General features: G+C 55.2%; 13 protein-coding genes and 4 pseudogenes. 7 read left to right on the plus strand and 10 right to left on the minus strand.

Translation table 11 applies throughout. The features are described from left to right. Positions 1–68: 68 nt before the first annotated feature. Positions 69–1,049: a DUF4238 domain-containing protein gene (locus BFP95_RS08015; RefSeq protein ID WP_065909771.1), complete on the plus strand. Its 981-nt coding sequence runs from the start codon at positions 69–71 to the stop codon at positions 1,047–1,049. 15 nt (positions 1,050–1,064) lie between these two features. Here BFP95_RS08015 and BFP95_RS28845 read toward each other — a convergent pair. Further along, a pseudogene (locus BFP95_RS28845) lies at positions 1,065–2,042 on the minus strand (hypothetical protein). Beyond that, positions 2,015–2,712, minus strand: a pseudogene (locus BFP95_RS08030) (hypothetical protein). Before BFP95_RS08030 ends, BFP95_RS28845 begins: the two co-directional pseudogenes overlap by 28 nt. A gap of 116 nt (positions 2,713–2,828) precedes the next feature. Between BFP95_RS08030 and BFP95_RS08035 the strand changes: the two are divergent. From BFP95_RS08035 to BFP95_RS08045, 3 genes are all read left to right on the plus strand, one after another. Then, complete coding sequence (locus tag BFP95_RS08035; protein WP_065909776.1) at positions 2,829–3,194, plus strand: hypothetical protein; 366 nt, start codon at positions 2,829–2,831, stop codon at positions 3,192–3,194. A 512-nt stretch (positions 3,195–3,706) separates the two neighbouring features. After that, the gene (locus BFP95_RS08040) at positions 3,707–4,903 is read left to right on the plus strand and encodes an Arm DNA-binding domain-containing protein (protein ID WP_371914454.1); all 1,197 of its coding nucleotides are present in this window, start codon (positions 3,707–3,709) and stop codon (positions 4,901–4,903) included. A gap of 217 nt (positions 4,904–5,120) precedes the next feature. Next, positions 5,121–6,377 (plus strand): integrase domain-containing protein, encoded by a 1,257-nt coding sequence (locus BFP95_RS08045; protein WP_065909778.1) that lies wholly within the window; start codon positions 5,121–5,123, stop codon positions 6,375–6,377. Between the two features lie 148 nt (positions 6,378–6,525). Here the strand turns inward: BFP95_RS08045 and BFP95_RS08050 are convergent, their stop codons facing one another. The 5 genes from BFP95_RS08050 to BFP95_RS28855 form a co-directional block, all read right to left on the minus strand. Beyond that, a complete protein-coding gene (locus BFP95_RS08050; RefSeq protein ID WP_065909779.1) occupies positions 6,526–6,795 on the minus strand; it encodes a hypothetical protein in 270 nt (89 codons plus the stop codon). Continuing rightward, a complete protein-coding gene (locus BFP95_RS08055; protein WP_065909781.1) occupies positions 6,792–7,775 on the minus strand; it encodes an integrase domain-containing protein in 984 nt (327 codons plus the stop codon). The genes BFP95_RS08050 and BFP95_RS08055 overlap by 4 nt, the downstream gene beginning before the upstream one ends. Further along, positions 7,759–8,112: a hypothetical protein gene (locus tag BFP95_RS08060; protein ID WP_065909783.1), complete on the minus strand. Its 354-nt coding sequence runs from the start codon at positions 8,110–8,112 to the stop codon at positions 7,759–7,761. The genes BFP95_RS08055 and BFP95_RS08060 overlap by 17 nt, the downstream gene beginning before the upstream one ends. After that, the gene (locus tag BFP95_RS08065; protein ID WP_065909785.1) at positions 8,099–9,505 is read right to left on the minus strand and encodes a YfjI family protein; all 1,407 of its coding nucleotides are present in this window, start codon (positions 9,503–9,505) and stop codon (positions 8,099–8,101) included. Before BFP95_RS08065 ends, BFP95_RS08060 begins: the two co-directional genes overlap by 14 nt. Positions 9,506–10,573: 1,068 nt before the next feature. Beyond that, positions 10,574–11,110 (minus strand): LasR-specific antiactivator QslA, encoded by a 537-nt coding sequence (locus BFP95_RS28855; RefSeq protein ID WP_083224212.1) that lies wholly within the window; start codon positions 11,108–11,110, stop codon positions 10,574–10,576. A gap of 533 nt (positions 11,111–11,643) precedes the next feature. On the opposite strand from BFP95_RS28855, the gene BFP95_RS08070 reads away from it, so the two are divergent. Continuing rightward, the gene (locus tag BFP95_RS08070; RefSeq protein ID WP_065909836.1) at positions 11,644–11,976 is read left to right on the plus strand and encodes a hypothetical protein; all 333 of its coding nucleotides are present in this window, start codon (positions 11,644–11,646) and stop codon (positions 11,974–11,976) included. A gap of 445 nt (positions 11,977–12,421) precedes the next feature. Here the strand turns inward: BFP95_RS08070 and BFP95_RS30290 are convergent. The 3 genes and pseudogenes from BFP95_RS30290 to BFP95_RS08080 form a co-directional block, all read right to left on the minus strand. Continuing rightward, positions 12,422–12,649 (minus strand): annotated as a pseudogene (locus BFP95_RS30290) (methyl-accepting chemotaxis protein); the annotation flags it as partial. Positions 12,650–12,694: 45 nt separating this feature from the next. Then, positions 12,695–13,732, minus strand: a pseudogene (locus BFP95_RS30210) (PAS domain-containing protein); the annotation flags it as partial. A 493-nt stretch (positions 13,733–14,225) separates the two neighbouring features. After that, positions 14,226–16,145 carry an ATP-binding protein gene (locus tag BFP95_RS08080; protein ID WP_065909789.1) on the minus strand — a complete coding sequence of 640 codons (1,920 nt, stop codon included), beginning with the start codon at positions 16,143–16,145 and terminating at the stop codon, positions 14,226–14,228. Positions 16,146–16,405: 260 nt separating this feature from the next. On the opposite strand from BFP95_RS08080, the gene BFP95_RS08085 reads away from it, so the two are divergent. After that, positions 16,406–18,196, plus strand: a complete 1,791-nt coding sequence (locus BFP95_RS08085) for a sensor domain-containing phosphodiesterase (protein ID WP_065909791.1) — start codon at positions 16,406–16,408, stop codon at positions 18,194–18,196. A gap of 845 nt (positions 18,197–19,041) precedes the next feature. Then, positions 19,042–19,326: a hypothetical protein gene (locus BFP95_RS29770; RefSeq protein ID WP_032900782.1), complete on the plus strand. Its 285-nt coding sequence runs from the start codon at positions 19,042–19,044 to the stop codon at positions 19,324–19,326. The last annotated feature ends 687 nt before the right edge of the window (positions 19,327–20,013 follow it).

Genomic DNA, 20,013 nt, shown 5'->3' on the forward strand with positions numbered 1-20,013 from the left:
CGGCAATAGCGGCAGATCCATCCAATAACTCACAACACTGTGAGCGCTAATTCAAGGACACTTCAAAAGTGCGAGAAATAAGACCCATAGTCCGCAAACACCATTATGTATGGTCTTACTACTTGAGTGCTTGGTCCGGCGAGAACGACAAAGACATCTGGCATGTAACTACTAAATGCAACCTCAGTCAAGACAGCATAAGGGGACTTTCAAGAGAGAATGACTTTAATAAAATCCATACGATCACGGACACGGATGCTGCTTATATCGAACTTTGGCCAAGTGGTGATACACCGTCCCTTCAAAAATTCCAGAAATCTCAACTCTCTTTCTTCAGAAAAGCATCCGCGCTCATTGATTCGCACATTGGACTTGAACACATAGAGGATTACGCCGAACTCAAAAATATTTGCGAAAGCATTCAATATGGGGTGTTTGAAAAAACACACACGATAATTGAAAATTTAGCTCGACCAATAATTGACGACTTAAAGCTTGGAAATGATCAGTGCTTAGTGCAAGGCAAGCAAATGACAAACTTTTGCAACTTCCTAGCCCAGCAGCTTTTCAGGACCAAGAAAGTCAAGGAGAAATGCTTAGAGGGATTAAACCTACTACCAGAAAACTCTTTAGGCGAAGACGCATTTAAAGTGCTTTTTGAGCGTAACTGGTGGTTCTTGAGCTACAAGCTCGCACTAAACATGGGCGCATCTCTAAGCGCCACCGCGCGAACGGACTACCATACACTAATAAAAAACACTACAGGCATAGATTTCATTACAAGCGACTGCCCTGTAATCAACATCCATGATTCCATGCAGAGTAAAGTTCCGGGAAAACCTCCAGAACACCTTGATCTGTACTTTCCAATCTCGCCAAAAATCGGATACATTATAAGCTCTACAAACACATACAACTCACTTTCATCTTCAGTTGAAGAAAAAACAATCAAGATGTTAAACAGAAAAATTTATCTAAACTCTCATCAAAGCATTTATGGAACTTCACGAGAGTCGATAAGAGCGGCTATGCGCGATTATCGATGGTAAATCCGCTTTTTAGCACTACAGAACAATTGGTTTTAGCTCTGAATTCAGTTTAAGAGCCGTTACCGCTTTTGCGGTAAATGCAGCTGCATCGCTCGGCGTTGGAGTTGGTCCGGGCTGATGAGTATGCGTTGCTAGCTGAGTATTCATTTGCTGAACTAGGCCGAGCAAATCACTGAGAACCTGCAATACGTTCACTCCCTCAGATCCCAACCGAGTTTTGGGCGCGACCAGTCTTTGGCTGACCGCCGCCACGCTCTTGCGAAGGCCCTGAATCCTTTCTTCCATATCACCACCCACCGTGGCGTTATGCTTCTGCCCCACCACCAGGTTCAAATCCCGCCCAGTTCGCCTGGTGCAGATCATCCACCGCCGCCAGACTCGCAGATCCGCCCGACAGCAGCTTGAGCGCGCCCAGCGCCTCGATCTTCTTGATCCCACCCACCGACTCAGTTGAATGATCCTCCACCGTCCTCGTGTGGCTCTGGAAGCTCTCAGTGTTCTGCATTGCCTCCACTTCACGTTCGATCGCCTTGTCCTGGATCTTGCCGTCCGTTTGGCGCAGCCAGTTGCCATCGGCGTCGACGCGCTGCTGGCAGGCTTCGCTGTGCTGCCATACCTGGTCACCCTTCGGCACCCGAGGCAAGCTAAGGCCGTGGGGCAGGATCTGCGTGATAAAGGGCTTATGTGGCAGACCGTAAGCAAAGCTGACCACCACGGTGGTGCCCTCTTCCGGGAAGCCGAACATGCCCGCATCTTGCCCGCCCATCGGTGCCGGCAGTGGCAGGCCGGTCAGGATCGGTAGGTTGGGATCTGGCTCGCCATCGGCAGCAACACTTCCACGTCGACGCCAAAGCGCGGCCGGAAGTCGTCGCACAGACCAGGTGCGGCCAGCGCATCGGGCACGGCCACCACACGGCCAAAGCGTGGCAGGTGGTATCCGCCGGTCAGTTCGGGGAATTGCCGCTCTACGCTGCGACGGATTGCGTCGTCCATTTGATCGCCATTTGGTTGCCGGCAAGGCCAAGCTGGTGACCCTTTCGCCCTGGTTGATGGTTGCACCTGGTCGTAGTCCTGGAAGGGCCGCGATCATTGCGCTTTGATTTCCCTGGTAGCCGTCGAACAGTTCAACGGGTAGCTGCAGCGGCGAGTGGATGCCAAAGAAGCTGTCCGCCCAACTGCCCACAAATACTTCGCCGTTACCCTGCTGCCAGATAAAGTCGGGGATGCTGAACACGCTGGCCAGGCTGTCCATGGCCAGGTAACCGGCAGCCAGGCTGTAGAAGAACGGCGCCTTGACCTTGGCGTAGGCCTTGTCCGGCACGCGAAAGCGCAGGCCGGTCCTGTCGCTGACTTCCGCCAGGACGCCCTGCAGGTCAACGTGACGCAGGTTCAGCGGCATAGGCTGGGACAGGACCACCGCCAGTTCGCGACAGACCAGGATCTGCTGCACGCTATTGATCGCCGTGGAGCGCTCAACAAAGCCGATGAAGTGGCGCTGCAGCGGGTTGTCGTTGTAACCGACATCGAGCGTCACCAGACCTTTGACGGGCCCGTCTGCCTGGATGGTGAAGGTCGCCCGGCCGGGGGTTTTGATATCCAGCCTTACTTCGTCTTTGATCAGCGGGTAAGGCGTGCCCGTGGCACTACCCCCTGTTGTGATCACTACAGCTTATGGCGGCTTGCAGAAAACCCAACGGCATCCTCTGCGACAGAGCCAGCTTGGGATTTCCAAGACCAGGCATAGCGTGTCATGCAACGTCATGCACACGGAGCACCACCATGGAATTTCGTAACCTTGGGAACGGAAGAGTTTTCCCACCAGTAGCACCGAATGGCCGGATTTACGCCGTACCTGTCACCCAAGAAAGCCAGGTAGAAATTTTCTGCCTGACACCTGAAGGAGTCATTGGAAGCGGAATCAAGGCCAATTGGGCTGAGATCACAGGTTTCTACTACGACCACGAGTCCTGGGAAATCATCCTGCGCAACTACATCGGCAGGGGAATGCGTTTCCGGCGGGGTGTGCCCTGTGGAATCGTCGAAGACGGTTGCGAAACCCTCAAAACAAATATCCAAGGATTCGCAATTCCAGTTTGCGTAATGAACCGCATTGCATACGAACAGAAAAGGCTTCAGCAGACCTGAGCGTTTCATAGGACAACCTGCAACCTGACTCGCGTTACGTCACTCCGCGCAGGCTCACGCACGTTTCCTGGCTGGGAAATCCTGATTTCAAATTCCGCCGCTTTTGTTGCCTGAAAGCGAAACACACTCCGGGCAGCCGCTCGTAGCCTATCCGGGTAGCTCAAAGGAACTCGGAAAATGAACCAGCACAGGGTTAACCGCTGCATTTACATGCAAGAAGTCAACGACAAGCCTGAAGACAACGCTGCTCCAGCGAACCGGAGTCAACTAACAGATACGTCATCCTGCGCGCAGTCGCTAACCCTGACGAGTCAGGATTAACGGCATATGCGCTACGTGACCGTCAGGAAATTCGCCAGCGAGTCTGGCTACTCCGAAGACGCTATCCGCTCGAAACTTCGCGACGGGATTTGGCGGCTAGGGGAAATATGGATCAAGGCCCCAGATGGCCGAGTTTTGATAGATGTTGAGGGATATGAGTCATGGGTAGAGATGGGAGGGGAGTCCGGGCAGTGTCCGAGTCGAGTATCGAAATCACGTTCATGTTCCGTGGCGTTCGGTGCCGCGAGCGCATCTCGCTCAAGCCCACCGCCACTAACCTGAAAAAAGCCGAGCAGCATAAGGCTGCGATCGAACACTCCATAGCTATCGGCACATTCGATTACGCAACCACCTTTCCAAGGTCCAAGCTGGCTGGAAAGTTTTCCAGTTCGGTCGGGCAGATGAAACTCGAGCGATACCTCACGACATGGCTGGAGAAAAAACAGCCACAACTAAAATCCAGTACTTTTGCCGGCTACAAAAAGATCATCCAGGGTCGACTCATCCCGCTTTTCGGTGAACGGACACTGGGCGAATTGTCACGCCGGATGATCCGCGAGCAGCTAGAGACACTCGAAACGGGCAACAAACGGTTGGCCAACATCCAGAGCTGTCTGCGCTCGGCTCTCAACGACGCCATTGACGACGAGCTGCTGGAAACTAACCCTCTTGCCGGCTGGACATTCAGCCGCAAGCGCGCTCTGAAAAGGGTCGACGACGTAGACCCATTCGATGCCGAAGAACAAGCTGCCATCCTCAGCATGCTCGATGGCCCGGTGCACAATATGTATAAGTTTGCTTTCTGGACAGGCCTGCGCCCCAGTGAGTGGATCGCGCTGGAGTGGGACGACATCGACTGGGTTAAACGCATAGTGCGCGTGGTACGGGCGCAGACTCAGGACGCTGATGAGCCAGAAATAACCAAGACCGACAGCTCCGAACGCCGGGTCAAGCTGCTTGGACCAGCGCTACAGGCCCTTATCGCGCAGAAGAGCTACACCTTCCATACTGGCAATCATATATTCCTCGACCCGCGCTACGAGAAGCCTTTCAGCGGGGATCAAGCCATACGCAAGAGTTTCTGGATACCGGCACTGAAAAAAGCAGGCGTGCGGTATCGCCGCCCTTACCAGACTCGGCATACCTTCGCATCGATGATGCTGTCAGCAGGGGAGCATCCGATGTGGGTCGCCAAGCAAATGGGGCACGCCGACTGGATGATGATCGCGCGTACATATGGCCGGTGGATGCCATCGGCGGACGAAAATGCCGGGGCAAAGGCTGAGCTGGTGTTTGCCCGAGACAGTCAACGGCAAGAATCAGATCAAATTCTCAATGACAGCTTTATGCCAGCTTCTGCCTTGGAAGCCCCAGAATTAGAAGAATAAACGGGGGTTCAAATCCCCCCGGCTCCACCACTTCATCATCTAAAGACGTCCACGGACGTCTTTTTTTGTGCCTGAAATCCGGTAAATACGGGGGTTTCAGGGCTACGGGAGGCTTTCCAGGCTTTTTGAGTTCCAGGCAGTTTGGTATTCCCAATGGTATTCCCGGCTGCCCGGCGCTAATCTTGGGAATACCAAAAGGTGTCATGGAGTACTTCTCATGTGCGCTCAAACCACCCGCCTCTCCGACCGCCAGCTCAAGACGGTCAAACCGAAAGACAAGGATTACGTCCTCACGGATGGCGACGGGCTCCAACTGCGAGTCAGGGTCAATCGCTCGATGCAATGGAATTTCAACTACCGGCATCCGGTCACCAAAAATCGAATCAACATGGCACTCGGCTCTTATCCCGAGGTTTCTCTTGCGCAAGCGAGGAAGAAAACCGTTGAGGCCAGAGAGCTGCTTGCACAGGGCATCGACCCAAAGGCTCAGCGCAATGAGCTGCAGGAAGCCAAACGAGCGGAAACGGAACACACCTTCGAGAACGTGGCCACCGCCTGGTTCGAGCTGAAAAAGGATTCCGTCACGCCGGCTTATGCCGAAGACATTTGGCGCTCCCTCACACTACATGTTTTTCCGAGCATGAAATCAACGCCTCTCTCGGAAGTCAGCGCCCCAATGGTCATCAAGCTCCTTCGTCCGATTGAGGCCAAAGGCAGCCTCGAGACAGTTAAGCGAGTGAGCCAGCGCCTTAACGAGATCATGACCTACGGGGTCAATTCTGGAATGATCTTTGCCAACCCTCTCAGCGGCATTCGAGCGGTATTTAAGAAACCCAAGAAAGAAAATATGGCCGCGCTGCCACCTGATGAGCTTCCGGAGCTCATGATGGAAATCGCGAACGCCAGTATCAAGCGGACGACCCGCTGCCTGATCGAATGGCAACTTCATACCATGACCCGCCCCGCCGAGGCGGCCACCACTCGATGGGCAGATATCGACTTCGACAAACGCATCTGGACCATCCCTCCGGAGCGAATGAAAAAGCGGCGTCCGCATACAATCCCGCTGACCGAACATGCACTCTCATTATTGGAGACGCTTAAACCCCATAGCGGCCACAGGGAATATGTGTTCCCGTCAGATAGAAACCCGCGCACCCATGCGAATAGCCAAACAGCCAACATGGCGTTGAAGCGGATGGGTTTCCAGGACCGCTTGGTCAGCCACGGCATGCGCTCCATGGCCAGTACAATCCTGAACGAGCATGGATGGGATCCGGAACTGATCGAAGTCGCACTGGCGCATGTCGATAAAGACGAAGTTCGAAGCGCCTACAACCGGGCGGATTACATCGAACGCCGGCGTCCGATGATGGCCTGGTGGAGTGAACATATCCAGAAGGCAGCCACCGGCAGCCTGTCGGCATCCGCCATCAATCAAACTAGGGACCGTAACGTCGTGCCGATACGCTGAGCCGCCGACAATCCGTGCCGTGCAGCAGGGCGACTGAAGTGGCGACTGTCGCTAAATCTGCCGCATGCCTGCGCTTCTTCGGCCAAGCCCCTGAGTATGGGAAGGCTCCGCATTCCCATACTCAGGGGCTCACACTTAAAAGCGTCTATCAGACAACCACGAGTTGCGCCTTTCTGCGGCGGATCAGCCCTGCTGTTAACTCATAGTAATAGACGGTCGCTGGTGCTGAGCAACGCAGATAGTGCTCAAAAAACCATCTGGTGTGCTTTTCCTTCCAGGACCAGGGGGTCGCACAACTCCAGCGCTCACGAATCGCCTCGTGCATCCTTTCTGCCTGCCTGATATGCCGCTGCCGCGTGGCATGCGCACCTTTGAGCACGGGACTCAGAAACAACGCCATATCGAACTCGGACTTCATCGACGACCTCCGATGTAGACACTCACCACGTCGATGCGGTTATGCCCCAACTCGTGGCTGATCTGCTGGCGTGCACGCTGATCGAGTGCTCGATCCTCTCGATGACCACGACCGCCATTGATGGGCGCGGAGAAGCCGGTCAGTTGCTCATAGCGCTCACAGGCGTAAGCCGCCCGCAGTTCATGAAAGCCTTTCAATCCATGCTCATGCAGGATGTCCCGTGCCGGTCGCACGATTGTCTGTAAGAAATCTTTGTAGCTTTCATCAGGTGTTAACAGATTCCGACTGCCCTTGGGTGAAGCCTCGCTGGCCCTGTCGAGGGCGCCACGAACTTGATCCGTGACCGCAATCCAACGCGGTGCCGATGCGCCTGATCGGCCGCCTTTGGTGCCGTCCTGGATATTGATCTTGCCCAGTTGCCGAGCCTCACGTTGCAGCCGGGGCAAGTCCGCCAAGATCGCTTCACGCAGGCGCATGCCGGTCTCCCGAGCAAGGAGCACAATGGCACTCACCCTCGCTTGCTGGCCTCGCTCTGACAACGCCTGTGCAATCAACTCGACCTGGACACGGTCTTGGCCTTGCGGGGCCTCACTACGCACACCTGAGCGCTGCAAGCCAAGCGCCTTGCTCGGACTGGGGATTTTGACGTACTGATCACCGCGCAGCGCGGCCATCGTTCGGTTCACGCTGGACAGGCGGTTCTGCGCGGTGGCGACGCCGACGTTGCCCTGATCAACCTGCTCGCGCAAATGGAAGGCGTACCGCATAAGGATCTCGCGGTCGATCTGTCGCGCGTCATTGAGCCTTGGCCCTTCCTCGGATCGACACCAACGCACGAATGCCTGCCAGCGATCGCTATGGGCTTTGACGGTAGCAAAATGGCCGTCGCCAAACAGATCTTTCAGCGCTTGCGGTCCGGCATAGCTGAGCTGGCGACCGAAGCCAAAATTACGTCCCGCTCGCTTACCGACCCGAGCCATTTTTCTGTTCCTGATCGACTGCAGCGAGATCATGCAAAAGGGCTTGCCAGTGCGCACTCACGATGGCGAGCTGGGCCCAATCCGTCGGACGAAAACACAGCCTGTTATCGGAGACGTAGAGATGCGCGCCCTCCTCTTTCAACCATTGGATGATGGCTGTCGGCGAGGTGATAGCTTTATGGGGGGTGGCGACACCGGCGACACCGGCGACAACCCTTGTCCTGCCTGGCTTTGAGCGTGGCGACAAAGTGGCGACAGTCACGGCGACAAACCGCGCTTTCGGCTCCTTTTGGCGCTGAGCCAGGTGGTTGCGCAGCGCTTCATCAAGATTGAACATGGCGCACCTCGAAGGTACAACCGTCAGTGCTCAGCCACTGATGATCAATCAACTCGACCAACAGCTTGGCGGCATGACGACTACTCTTACGGGCAAAGCGAGGACCGTTGCGATTCAGCTCTCGAATACTGAAGCGCTTCCAATTCTTGACCTGCAGCCAGCGCAGCAGCCGGTCTGCCTCCTCTTTTACTCGGCACACCGGCTCCTGTTCGGTCAAGCGCTGGATCTCGGTGAGGTAATAGCCAACTAAGGTTGAGGCTTGCTGGATGTGATCGACCTCCACAACACTGCTCTCCTCCACGACGGCCAAAATGCCGGCGACGCGCAACAGGTTGTCGGCGGCCTTCGAACCGCTGGGCCGCACGCTGGCCAGCTCACCAAACTCACCCAGTTGAGCTTCGATAGCATCATGCAAATCAATCCAGCGACGGCGGGCTAACGGGCTGAGTGTCAGCGGTGATAGCCGCAAGGCACCGTCAGCGGAAAGTGACCAAGGCTGATGAAACAGGGCCGAAAGACGGTGGTGATATCGCTTTAGTGCGGGGTCTTTGGACAAGTCGACAGACTGGTAACTGCGTTGTCCGGCCAGGCTGGTGGGCCAGGTGATGAGGCAGCGACCGAGAATGCCTTGCCCCTGCAGCAATGGGTCACTGAGTAACTGCATGGCTAGATACGGTTGCAGCATCAGGTGCAGGCTTAAGCGTCGATCGTAAGCTCGCAAGCTTTCACCCGCCATAGACCGCGCGCGATCTATCGGACTGCCGTCCCAGAGTGACGACAAGGTCGTAACCGCTTTCAAACGGTTATCTCGACTCATGGTGCTGCTACCGAGGAATTGCCCCCCCTCGTCACAGAACAGGCCCATGCTCGGCAAGTCATGGCAGAGTCCCTTGATCAGGGCCTCGATAGTTGGATCGGTGGTGATCAGCCTAGGTGCAGAGGGCTCTGCTTCAAGCGGTACGCCGTTTGTGGGGTCGGGATCGCGAGGATTGATAAGCTGCGCCTGTCGCTGCGCGACACGGTACCGGGCGAGTTGTTCACGGTAGCGCTGCCACTGCTCTCGCTCCCATTGCCGTGCTGGCAGTAATGCAGATCGGTCTGCCGCCGTTTTACGATCCCCCGAAGCTGCCACCGTGATCAGGTACAGCGACAGGGGATAATTTCTCCCGTCGAGCTGTAAGCCGGCATGACCTTGGGTAGCCAGGGCCGAGGCGGCCAACACCGATTGCGCTGCCAGTGCTTGGGGCACGCCGATGACCTCGGCCATGCGCTCCACCGCAATCCCGAGAATCCCACCCAGTGCCTGCACGGGATAAGGCTGGGGCACGGGGTTCGACTCAATCAACGGTCGAGGTGGTCGTGGTAGTTCAAGCTTCGGATCTAACTGCTGCATGGGCCCTCTCCTCAATCATTGCTAGTTGTCCTCACGTAGTCCCGCCACGACTGTTGAGTGTTATCAGGGATCAAGGCCCCTGCGGCCTGTGAGGTGTTCACTGACGCGGAACGAACGGCTCCTTACAACCGGGAGCGAGGGCATAACCCCATGAATCTGGCCTCCTTAGTCGCATCCGAAGATGCGGGCGGGTAGAGGCTGTGCCGACTGACGAGTTCGGCACCTGGAGATCTGGAGTAGGAGAAGGCAACGACATGGACACCTGGGGCATGCCTGACTGTCAGTCAGATGCAGCCTTTCCATTGGCTGCGGCACCGGTGCCTGTGTCGTTGCGGATGGCGACGAATCGGATTTGTCAGGTCGATTGTCACGAGGAGAGGTGCGGCAATGCCCTGTACAACGTGGCTTGCAGCAGTGGTACGAGCGCCCGTCTCTTTCCAGAAGAAAGAGACGGGCGCGGATTGGCGCAGCGAAGTGTGCCAAGAGGTGAGGTTGCTGCAATGCAGCGAGGTAGGTCCATCGTCTGCCGCAATGGGCAGATTGGTCGAGTAGGCATCCATCACTCTTGGGGAGTGACCGTGCGAGCCGCCGGACGCTAATCGCACTTGGGGAAGAACCCCCACGCGAGTGGCGTAGCCTTAAAGGTTCTGGCTACCTGGGCAGGTGCTGTCAACGACAGCGATCCGTGCGCCAATTGTTATACCCACTCGAAAAGGCGGTCAAGCGTCACGGCCAAAGCGCTCAGAAAATGGCGACTGTCGCCACTTTTGTCGCCATGCTCCAGGCCATGTTCTACGTGGGTTGTCGCCACTGTCGCCGGTGTCGCCATACCTATATCCATGCCCAACGAAAGGATCCGCTTTAACACTGAAACGGCTCTGCGCCCTATACAGATCACGAGCAATTACTGACGGGTAAAAGAAGGCTGGCGCTGATCAAATTTGAAATGAAAGGGAGGGACGCGGTGGCTGCAAGAAAAAGCGAGTGAACCCTCCGATCGGCGCGATCAAGATCGCTTGATCGGAGGGTTTGGCGGGAAAAGCAAAGTCTCAAACGTCAATTACAAACTCAGGTATCGATGCTGGTTGATTGGGAAGTGACTGCCTCACGTCGCATGATTAGCGTCTGCTGCAATCGCAGCAGAAAACCTGCTTCAAATGCTTCTTGGGGATCACCTGGACGATGATGCTTTCGGTTTTGCGCCAGTGCCCACCACAGCGGCAATGATGAGCCATCGAGCCAGGTCTCAGCGCACCGAACGCCGTCCTCAATCATCGGGCGGAATTCATTGCCCCATGGTGTTCGAAGACCAGGACGGCCTTCAGCTGAAGGGACAGAAACGTACTCACCAACCTGTTGATGAACGCGCTGAGCTGGGATACCGGACAAACATCGAAACGCCTTGTCGAACAATACAGCCGCGTCATCCAACAGCTCTACCGCCAGCTCAACATCCTGTGGAAAATGAAGCAGGACGCTCTGTGCTCCATTAAGCCGAAGTATTGCAGCCTGCCGTAGTTTAATCGCTGCATCTTCAGGGGTAAGCGATGAAGTATCGATGCTGTTGGGTTTGGGTAGGCCAATGAGAAGCGAAAGATCAAACATCGCGGAATCCTCCGAGATATTGTGCAGCTTGAATCATTTGGCCAGGGTGGCGCACGAGCTTAAAAGGGGGACAGGTCATTTTCCTTATCTCCTCGGACAGTTAAGGAGCCGTCCACCCAGCCGTTCTGACACGAAATGGGTGGCGGACCGTACGGGGGTCAGAAACCGGCGTCCGAGGGAACCGGCCAGGCCGAAGCCTGCCCCGCACGGACCGCCATAGAAAAGCAGCAGCTAAGCCTATGTAAGCACTTAATAGCTGGCTATGGCGCTATGCGCCTCGAACAATTCAGGTTCTGACACCCGGCCACGGGATTGACCGTGACGGGACAAAGCGTAAATGTGAAGCAGTGACAACACAAGCATGCAGTATCAATAAGCTATACATCGAATGAAGCTGCCAGCCAGATGATGACGCTCGACGGTGACTGGTGGCCCTCCACCGCTTCAGGTCTGACCTAGCGAAGAATAATGCAGAGTCCGACCACGCTGATAGAATCGGCATGGTTGTACATAACGCCCTTCTGAGAAATGTTATGAATACAGAATTGACGGAAGAAGAGATGCGCCGGGCGCTATTCGGTTATTCTCAGTCCCCTGCGCCAGCATTTAACACACACGTGCACGACACCGTCTCGGATGTCGTGACGGTACAACCGGTAAACGCAGCGAAGAAAAAGAAAGTCTCAAAAGGCTTCACGCCCAGGCTGAGAGTCACGCTGCGGGTGGGAAATGAATTTGAAGGCAAAATGCACGAGATGGTGCATGAGGCCGATACGCTGAGCTCAATAGTTGCGGAGCAAGAAGCTACAAAGACGGCCAGAAAAAAATTCAGGTTTGTGGAAGTTGTATCGGTCAAGTCGATGTAAGCGGCCCCTCTAATTTGGCACTAAATCGCTTTCTGTTACCACGGGTCACCCGACCGACCAGTTCGTGTCGATTGAGGCCTTAAACCTCAGTTACGCTAATCATATCGCAGGCTGGATTTAACACTGACGCTCCATCCAAAGTCTCGATACTCAACTGACCGCCAGCTCCCCGCAGCCGAGGGTAGCGACGGGCAGAAACCGGCCAGAAGCGGACGCAGATGACATGTCACTTCCCGGAGGTCATTCATGGCTCTACAATAATCAGCAACGATACAGAGCGCCCTGCATAAATTCCCAACAGATGGTTCATATCTGGATGGGTAATGGATGCTCGAGCTCACTGCCGTTGGTTGTCTACTGTAGATTACTTAGTACGTACCGAGGCAGCGAGCAGATGGACGAATGTCGCGCCAGCTTGGCTTAAACAGAGCAGTAGTTAGCGGGCGATCATTCCGGCAGCTTGTTCGGTTGCTTCTGTAGTGCGAGTCGCGAGCTTGCGAACCTCGTCGGCAACGACCGCGAAGCCACGACCCGCTTCGCCAGCGCGCGCGGCCTCGATCGCCGCGTTCAGTGCCAGGAGATTTGTCTGGTTCGCAATGCTCTGTATAGTCCCAACTATCTGAGACAATTGAGCGATGTTTTCCTCAAGCGTCTGCTGATGCGCGACCTCTGCCTGTCTTAACGCTTCCTGCTCGTGCTGCAGATGGACATCCACGAGGGCCCCTACTACCCGAAGCGGCGAGCCGGAGGCGTCGCGCCGAGTCTGACCTCGAGCTCTGAACCATCGATATTCACCGCTCTTCATCTTTAGCCGGTACTCGATATCAAAGGGCGTCATCCCAGACCGGTCGTTCAGGTGAGCTCCAAATGCGTTGAGGCTTTGCTCCTTATCATCCGGGTGAAGCCTGGATGCCCAGCTATCCAAGACATCTGGGAACTCCTCCACGGTTTCAAATCCAAGCAATCGTCTGAATTGAGGAGACCACCAGAATGGGTTCTTTGGATTTACCGGGTCACCCGCGATAACTTCCATATCCCACAAACCGTCCGAGAGCATTTCCCTGGCCAGTTCGAACCTGGTGATGATGACGTCGTGCTCTTCGTCTCGCTCAAGCTGATCATGGATGTCACGCAGAGAACCCGCTACGCGTATAGGCATACCTCGATCATCCCGCAGCGTTTCTCCTTGTGCGTAGAACCAGCGGTATGAGCCGTCCTTCATCGCAAGCCGATTTTTCACCTTATAAGGGGTGTGCCCGGATTTATCGTTCAGATGGCGGGTGAAAGCGTCAAGAGTGGCTTGCTTGTCCTGCGGATGCAGGCGATCAGCCCAACTCGCTAGAACATTTGGGAAGTCGCGCTCATCGCTGAACCCCAGGAGGTTGCGTAGTTGCTGAGACCACCAAAAACGATTTTTAGGATTCACGGGGTCGCCGGCGACTACCTCCATATCCCAAAGCCCTTCGCTGGAAGCGCGGTTGACAAGGTCAAACCTGATCTCGTGTGCAGAAGCGGACGATGCTGCGTCGCGAAGTAGCTCACGAGCTGCTTCCAATTCCTGCTCAAGCTCCTGTATACGGGACCTGGAACCGCGATCGAGTGAATCAAACGCCCTCCAGGCATCCAGGACTGCAGCAGCTTCAGCGCATCCGTCTACTTGTGGCGGTACTCCGCGAGTAATCGCGGTCACCAATTGTTGTATCGCGCGACGATCACGGCGCATTCCGAAAAGGGTAGTCATGGCAATTGGACTCATAATTGTTGCGGGCCCTATCCATGGCACCTCGCCATCTATATCGTCACTGAAGAAAAAAGCTGTACACAAATTTAAATTTGTACACGTTCTTTTTTTATGAATTGCCCCTGAATGAGCAGATTTCTCAACAGACCTCGATTAGGTCGCGTGTGGTCGGCTTCTAGCGTTAGTGATGGCAGTATTCGGCCAAAGGCGGACGCTTGCCGACCTGAAGCTCAAACTCTGCAAGCAAAAAGCCCATCCTTCGCTTACAGGGCTACCTGAAACACATCACTCCATCGCTTTCTGGCGCCAACAGGATGCATCTGCACGGTCCTACGTCGATGCGGCTGTTGGCTATTCGATCAAGGAGTAGCGCTCGGCAGAACGCAATGTGAGCAACGTGATTGGCTAGCGGTAGTTCGCCAACTTTGAAAGATGCAGTCATTGGCTTCGCGGGGCAAGGCACGAAGGTTGCGAATTGCTCGGCGTATACCTGAGGTGTCGAGCCTGCTCATCGTTGAGAGATTAAACGCTGCACAATTGCTTTAAGCTCTTTTAGGGCAAAGGGCTTTAGCAGGAGTTCGGTCTGGCCGCTTTTAAGTGCGATCGCCGGGACAGCATTTTCCAAGAAGCCGGAAATGAAAAGAACTTTGAGCGTAGGGCATTTTTTGAGCGCGATCACCGCCAATTCATCGCCACTCATACTGCCGGGCAGGCCGATGTCCGTGATCAGTAACGCTGCCTCTGCTTTTGCTGCTAGCTCCCGCAGTGCTTGTGCAGCGGTTCCAGCCTTGGTGACTTGATAGCCGACTTCTTCCAGCGTCTCGCCAATAAGGTCACGAATAGCATCTTCGTCGTCGACCACGATTACCCTTGCGTTATGTGCCTGGAAATCGTGTTCCATACTGATCGGTACGCTGACATCAACAGTTGTGACTTGACTGTGGTGCAATGGCAGGAAAAGGCTCACCGTAGTGCCTTTCCCCATAACTGATTCGATCCGGGCCTCGCCCGATGATTGCTGGGCAAAGCCATAGACCATCGAGAGGCCCAGGCCGGTTCCAGAGCCCAAGGGTTTGGTGGTGAAGAATGGGTCGAAAGCGCGCTCAAGCACGCTTTGGGGCATCCCCGTCCCGGTGTCAGATATCCGGAAAAGTGCGTATTGCCCTGCGTTCAGCGCTGTAGCGCCATCCGTGGTATCAACGCGGGCCTTGCTGATTTGGATCTGGAGCCGACCTCCATGAGGCATAGCGTCGCGCGCATTCATGCACAGGTTCAATATCGCGTTTTCCAATTGGTGGGCGTCACATATGCACAGCAAAGTTTCTTCTGGTGCCAATAGCTCCAGTTCGATTCGCGGCGTGAGGCTCCTGCTGATGAGCTCCCTCATTTCTTGAGCTAGCAACGCCAGGTCGACAACTGAGCTCGCCAGAGGCTGACGTCGGGCGTAGGCCAGCAGCCGATGTGTCAGAGAGGCTGCTCGGGCAGAAGCATTTCGTGCGAGCCCTACATATAGTGGTAGGTCCTCTTGCTTGCCCTGGGCGATACGTCGGTCAAGCATGTCCAAGCTGCCCGTGATTACGGTCAGCAGGTTATTGAAGTCATGGGCTAATCCACCTGTTAGCTGGCCCACTGCTTCCATTTTCTGGCTCTGCTGCAACTGCGAGCTCACTTGCTCCAGCGCTTCTTGACGTTCCTTGTATTGAGTAACGTCCCGCGCGACCGCAAAGTACAGCCCCTCTCGACGTGCTATTCGCCAGTTCAAGTGCAGTGGTTTGCCATTGGCGCGAGAGCCTTGGGTATCGAGCTCTGCGATATCCCCTCTGCCCAAGGTGAGTAGGGCATCCGACAGTTGGGAGGGGGAGATGAAGCAGAAAAATGCACCACCCTTGAGTTCTAGATCTGAAAGTCCGGTTTCGGTTTGCCAGGCCGGATTCATCGCCACGACGTCACCGTCCTCGGACAGCGTGCAGATTAGGTCAGGGGATACATTCCAGATACCATCTCGCTCCAGTGTACGACGCTCGACCTCATACTCCAGACGATCGTTGACATCGGAGAGGGCGCTCAAGGTTCTTCGGAATAAGGCGCAAACAACCGCCATGCCGAAGGTCACGAATGCGAAACTTGCGCTACTAACCCAGGCGGTCAAGCCATCATTAAAGCCAATCTCGCCAATGAAGAAATAGTGTGCGGTGAGCACTGCTAGCACGCAGCCTATGACCGATGGGCCAACGCCGAAACAGAAACCGATGAACATAAGCCCCGGTATGAAAAACAGGTACGGTAGTGCTGTGAAGGGAAGCTGCACGCGCACGGCGGCACAAAGCGCAATCACCACGACGGTGCCGGCGTAGCTAACCGGAGGGCTTGGCTGATTACGTGCAAATCGGCGCACCAACTCAAGACTACGAGAGAGAATACTGATCAAATGTTGCTCCGTCGGGGCCAGGTCGGAGAGCTGAGGTGCGAATTGTCGGCAGTCGATACGGCGATGGTTCGCCACCTCAGATAATTATCGGCAACCGCTACTTCAGCTTTAAGCGGTTCACAACCAGGCCTATAGTTTCTGATTATCAGCGCAATGGCTAACCATAATTGTTGGAATTTGGCGCCGTGATAAGCTGAAGGCATAGAATCAACACCTAATCTTGGTATTTCCAGCCGACTTATCACTCAATAGTAGCCGAAATGACCACATGCAACTTATGGCCCGAAGAAGAACGCGCTCGGCTGGTCGACGTAGACCGTTTGACCTCCGACTTGGAAAGCGGCTCGGACCCTGTGCTGAACAGCATTGTGGCGATGGTCTCCAGCTATTTTAAGGTGCCTACTTCGCTGGTCAGCATCATCGAGCGCGACTATCAAGTTTTCAAAGCCCGTGTGGGCATGGAGCCTGAACGGACTTCGCGCGAAATATCCTTCTGCGCCCACGGTCTCGACGAAGGGGGGATATTAGAAATATGTGACCCTGTCGCTGACCCGCGGTTCTTGAGCAACCCCTTGGTAATAGGCGCTCCGTTCATCCGGTATTACGCAGGTGCTCCGTTGACAATCAATTCAGGGCGCAACCTGGGCAGGCTCTGCGTGCTTGACTATAAAGCGCATGCGCCGATGGACGAGCAAGGGCGAACCCTTCTGCGCAACGCGGCCCAGGTTGTGGTGGCGCGGTTGGAATCCATGCACCGCTCGCATTACATCGACCCGATGACTGGCTTACCCAACCGGCAGCGCTTTGAAGCAGATATTCTGCAGGCACCTGATCAGCATGAGTGGGGCGCTGTCCTTATAGAGCCGCTCTCCGCATCGGGCATGGACAGTTTGGCGAAGTCGCTTGGCAGCGAGTTTTTCACCAACTTCATGCTGGCGGTCAAAGAGCTGGTCTTGAAGTTCCTGCCCGCAGAGACGCGTTTGTACCGCTCCGGCACTATGGGCTTTGTCGCATTGCTCAACCACCGGACACTGTCGCTGTCCAGCCTGGCCGACAGCATAGTGCATGCGTTCGAAAGGCCGCTGTACTGTGTGGATATCCCCGTTTTCTCCGATGTAGGGATCTGCGTACTGCCGCTCAAGCCCGAATCTGGCCTGCCGAAGGATATCCTGCGCCTGATGTCCAGCATCACTGATGCTGCGCGCCGAAGCGAGAGGCGTTGGCTCGATTACGATCCCGCGATCGATTCGAGCCTGCGTCGCAGCACCGTACTTCTGAATGACATCGAAGCGGCACTTGGCACCGTTGATCAGTTCAGGCTGGTCTACCAACCTCGTGTCGATCTTGCCAGCAACCGGTGCGTTGCTGTTGAGGCACTGCTGCGGTGGTCGCATCCCAAGCTAGGTGAGATTAGCCCTGCTGAATTCATCCCGCTGGCCGAAACCACAGCTTCTATTCGCCACATCACCAGCTGGGTAGTGCGGCGCGTCTGTAAGCAGCTATCAGAGTGGCGCGCTAAGGGCTTGGAAATGACTGTCTCCCTGAACGTCTCGGCGCTGGATCTGACTGACGGACGTCTGTTCGATAAGTTGGTCGAGGCCCTGCAAGCCTTCAAGGTAGCACCACGATTCATTGAGCTCGAATTTACCGAAAGCGTCCTAGTGACTGACTTCCAGGCCGTGCGGGTTCAGTTACAACGTTTTCGCGATCTCGGCGTTGCCATTGGGATTGATGACTTTGGCAGTGGTTACAGTAACTGGGCCTACCTGCGCCAGATTCCAGCAACTAGCGTCAAGCTCGATCGTTCACTGCTAGCTGATCTTCAGCCGGGTAACAACGAATGGCACATCTTCCGAAGCCTGATCAGCTTAATGCGGAATCTTCGTTTGACCGTCGTGGCGGAAGGAGTTGAAACGGAGCTGCACTACCACCTGCTGCGAGGTTGGGGCTGTCAGCAGGGTCAAGGATATTACTTCGCCAAGCCATTATCCCCGGTCGCGCTTCTCGCCTGGTTTGAGGAGGGTGCCTGGTTGTCTGGGCGGCTTAGCTGACGTATCCGCTCTGGGCCTACGAGACTGGAGGAGATTCAGATCGCGTCATTAAAAGCAGGCTTGAGGTTGATCAATTTCTGGGTATTTGGGTCCGAAGGGTTGCCTCATTCCCACTATTACTAAGGGTTGAAGCTTGCGCTCATTCAAAAAGGGGTTGTATCGATGGCGATTGAAGACTCCAAGACGTTAAAGACCGTGAGAACTGAGGGCAAGGCGCAGAGTTGTAAAGCGCCGGGTGGGTGCTGTTGGGGCTGTTCGACCGTAAGGACGGCAATGACCAATACGTGGAGTACCACTTGGGCCAGCCCGCCGAGGCGACTGGGAGCGCGAGGGTATATCTGTCTAAGAGACTGCAAAAGTAAGCCCGGCGCGTTACCAATAACGCCGCTCACGTTCAAAAGGCCGCTACACCTAAGCCGGGTGTGTGGGCCTTTTTTTGCCGGCGGAAACCACACCCCCATACAGTGGTTTTACGCACTGATGCGCCCTCACTCGAAAAGGAAGCGCAGCCATGCCCTTACCCCGCTACGTGGTTTTCCCGTCGAGGAGTGCGGCCACAACAATTCACTAGCTCTAGCAATTGCACTCTCTGGGGGCGAAGGTGGCAAGACAAAAGTTCAGGGCGCATACGAGAATGATTTCCTCAGCACCGACAGCCACGAAAAGGCTATGGCAATCTACGCCGAGCACTCGGAGCCCTAACCCTAGGCTCAAGTTCGCTCCCTTTGGTCGCATAGCTTGATTGTCGCCTTCGGGTCGTCAGCTGCCGGTAGAGATAAGCTGCAACCGACCCTGTGCTGTCGCTTGTACCCCCCGCCCCACTTGAGCAGTGAAGGAGTCCCTATATGAAAAAGCCCCCCTTGTACCTCTTTGCCAAGGTGCGGTGCATTTGTGAGTATCGCCCCAGTGTTACGGCTATCGTGCTGTTTGGTCTCGAGGTTGAGGGTGAGGACGAACCACCGGTTTATATGGAGATTCGCTTCATTGATTACACCAGCCAGCAGATTGAAGGGGACCATCTGATGCTTTCGCTGGAGGAAGCACTTGAGTACGCTCAAGCTGATTACGGTATCCACCAGACTGATTGGCGTGCGATGAACCAAGAGGAAATTGATCGGATTACCTGGTAGCTAGAGCAGCTACCGGGCCTGTTCCTGACTCGGCGTTGAAAGACGAGTGAGAACCGCAACTGATCAAGAGGAGCCCCTTCCGATGATCGCTCGCAAGACGTTGCAGCCCTCAAGGCCCCAGAAGGAATCCGTTTCGGACATTGTAGAGTTCGGTAATTTGACTGCTCGCCTGCCGCTATGAGTCGAATGCCAGATCGCAGCTCGACGTTGCACTTAAAGCTGTCAAGGTTGCCTAATGCCCTAGGCAGCGTCCGATCCGAAACTGCCATTGCGTCTTTTACACGCCGAGAACGGCTTGGGCTTGGATTCGTTCGAACCTTTCGTGGATGGTTCAGTGCAGAATTTGCGCGATGGCAAATCCCTCTTCGAAACAGGTGAAGCCAAGGATCAGAAAACTGGCTCTGTGGGCTACTGCGAATAGTTGCCAGACAGCGAACAGCATCCTCCCACTGCGCCAATGCAAGCCAGGTGAGTATTTCCAGCTCGAACCAAATATGCTGCCAAGCCGCGTCGGCTTGGATCAAGGCAGTGTCTTGCCATAAAGATTCGGTTTGCGCGACAAAAGCCGACCATGCAAAGAGATTCTTCGACGCTTGTTCGCTCTCGCTGAGCCAGTACGTCCTGGCACCCATAAAATATCCCCTGGCATTGATCCGTAAGTGGCAGCCATCGGCTAGGCGTGAATCA

The organism is Pseudomonas sp. 58 R 12 (assembly GCF_900005865.1).
Lineage (GTDB): Bacteria > Pseudomonadota > Gammaproteobacteria > Pseudomonadales > Pseudomonadaceae > Aquipseudomonas > Aquipseudomonas tritici.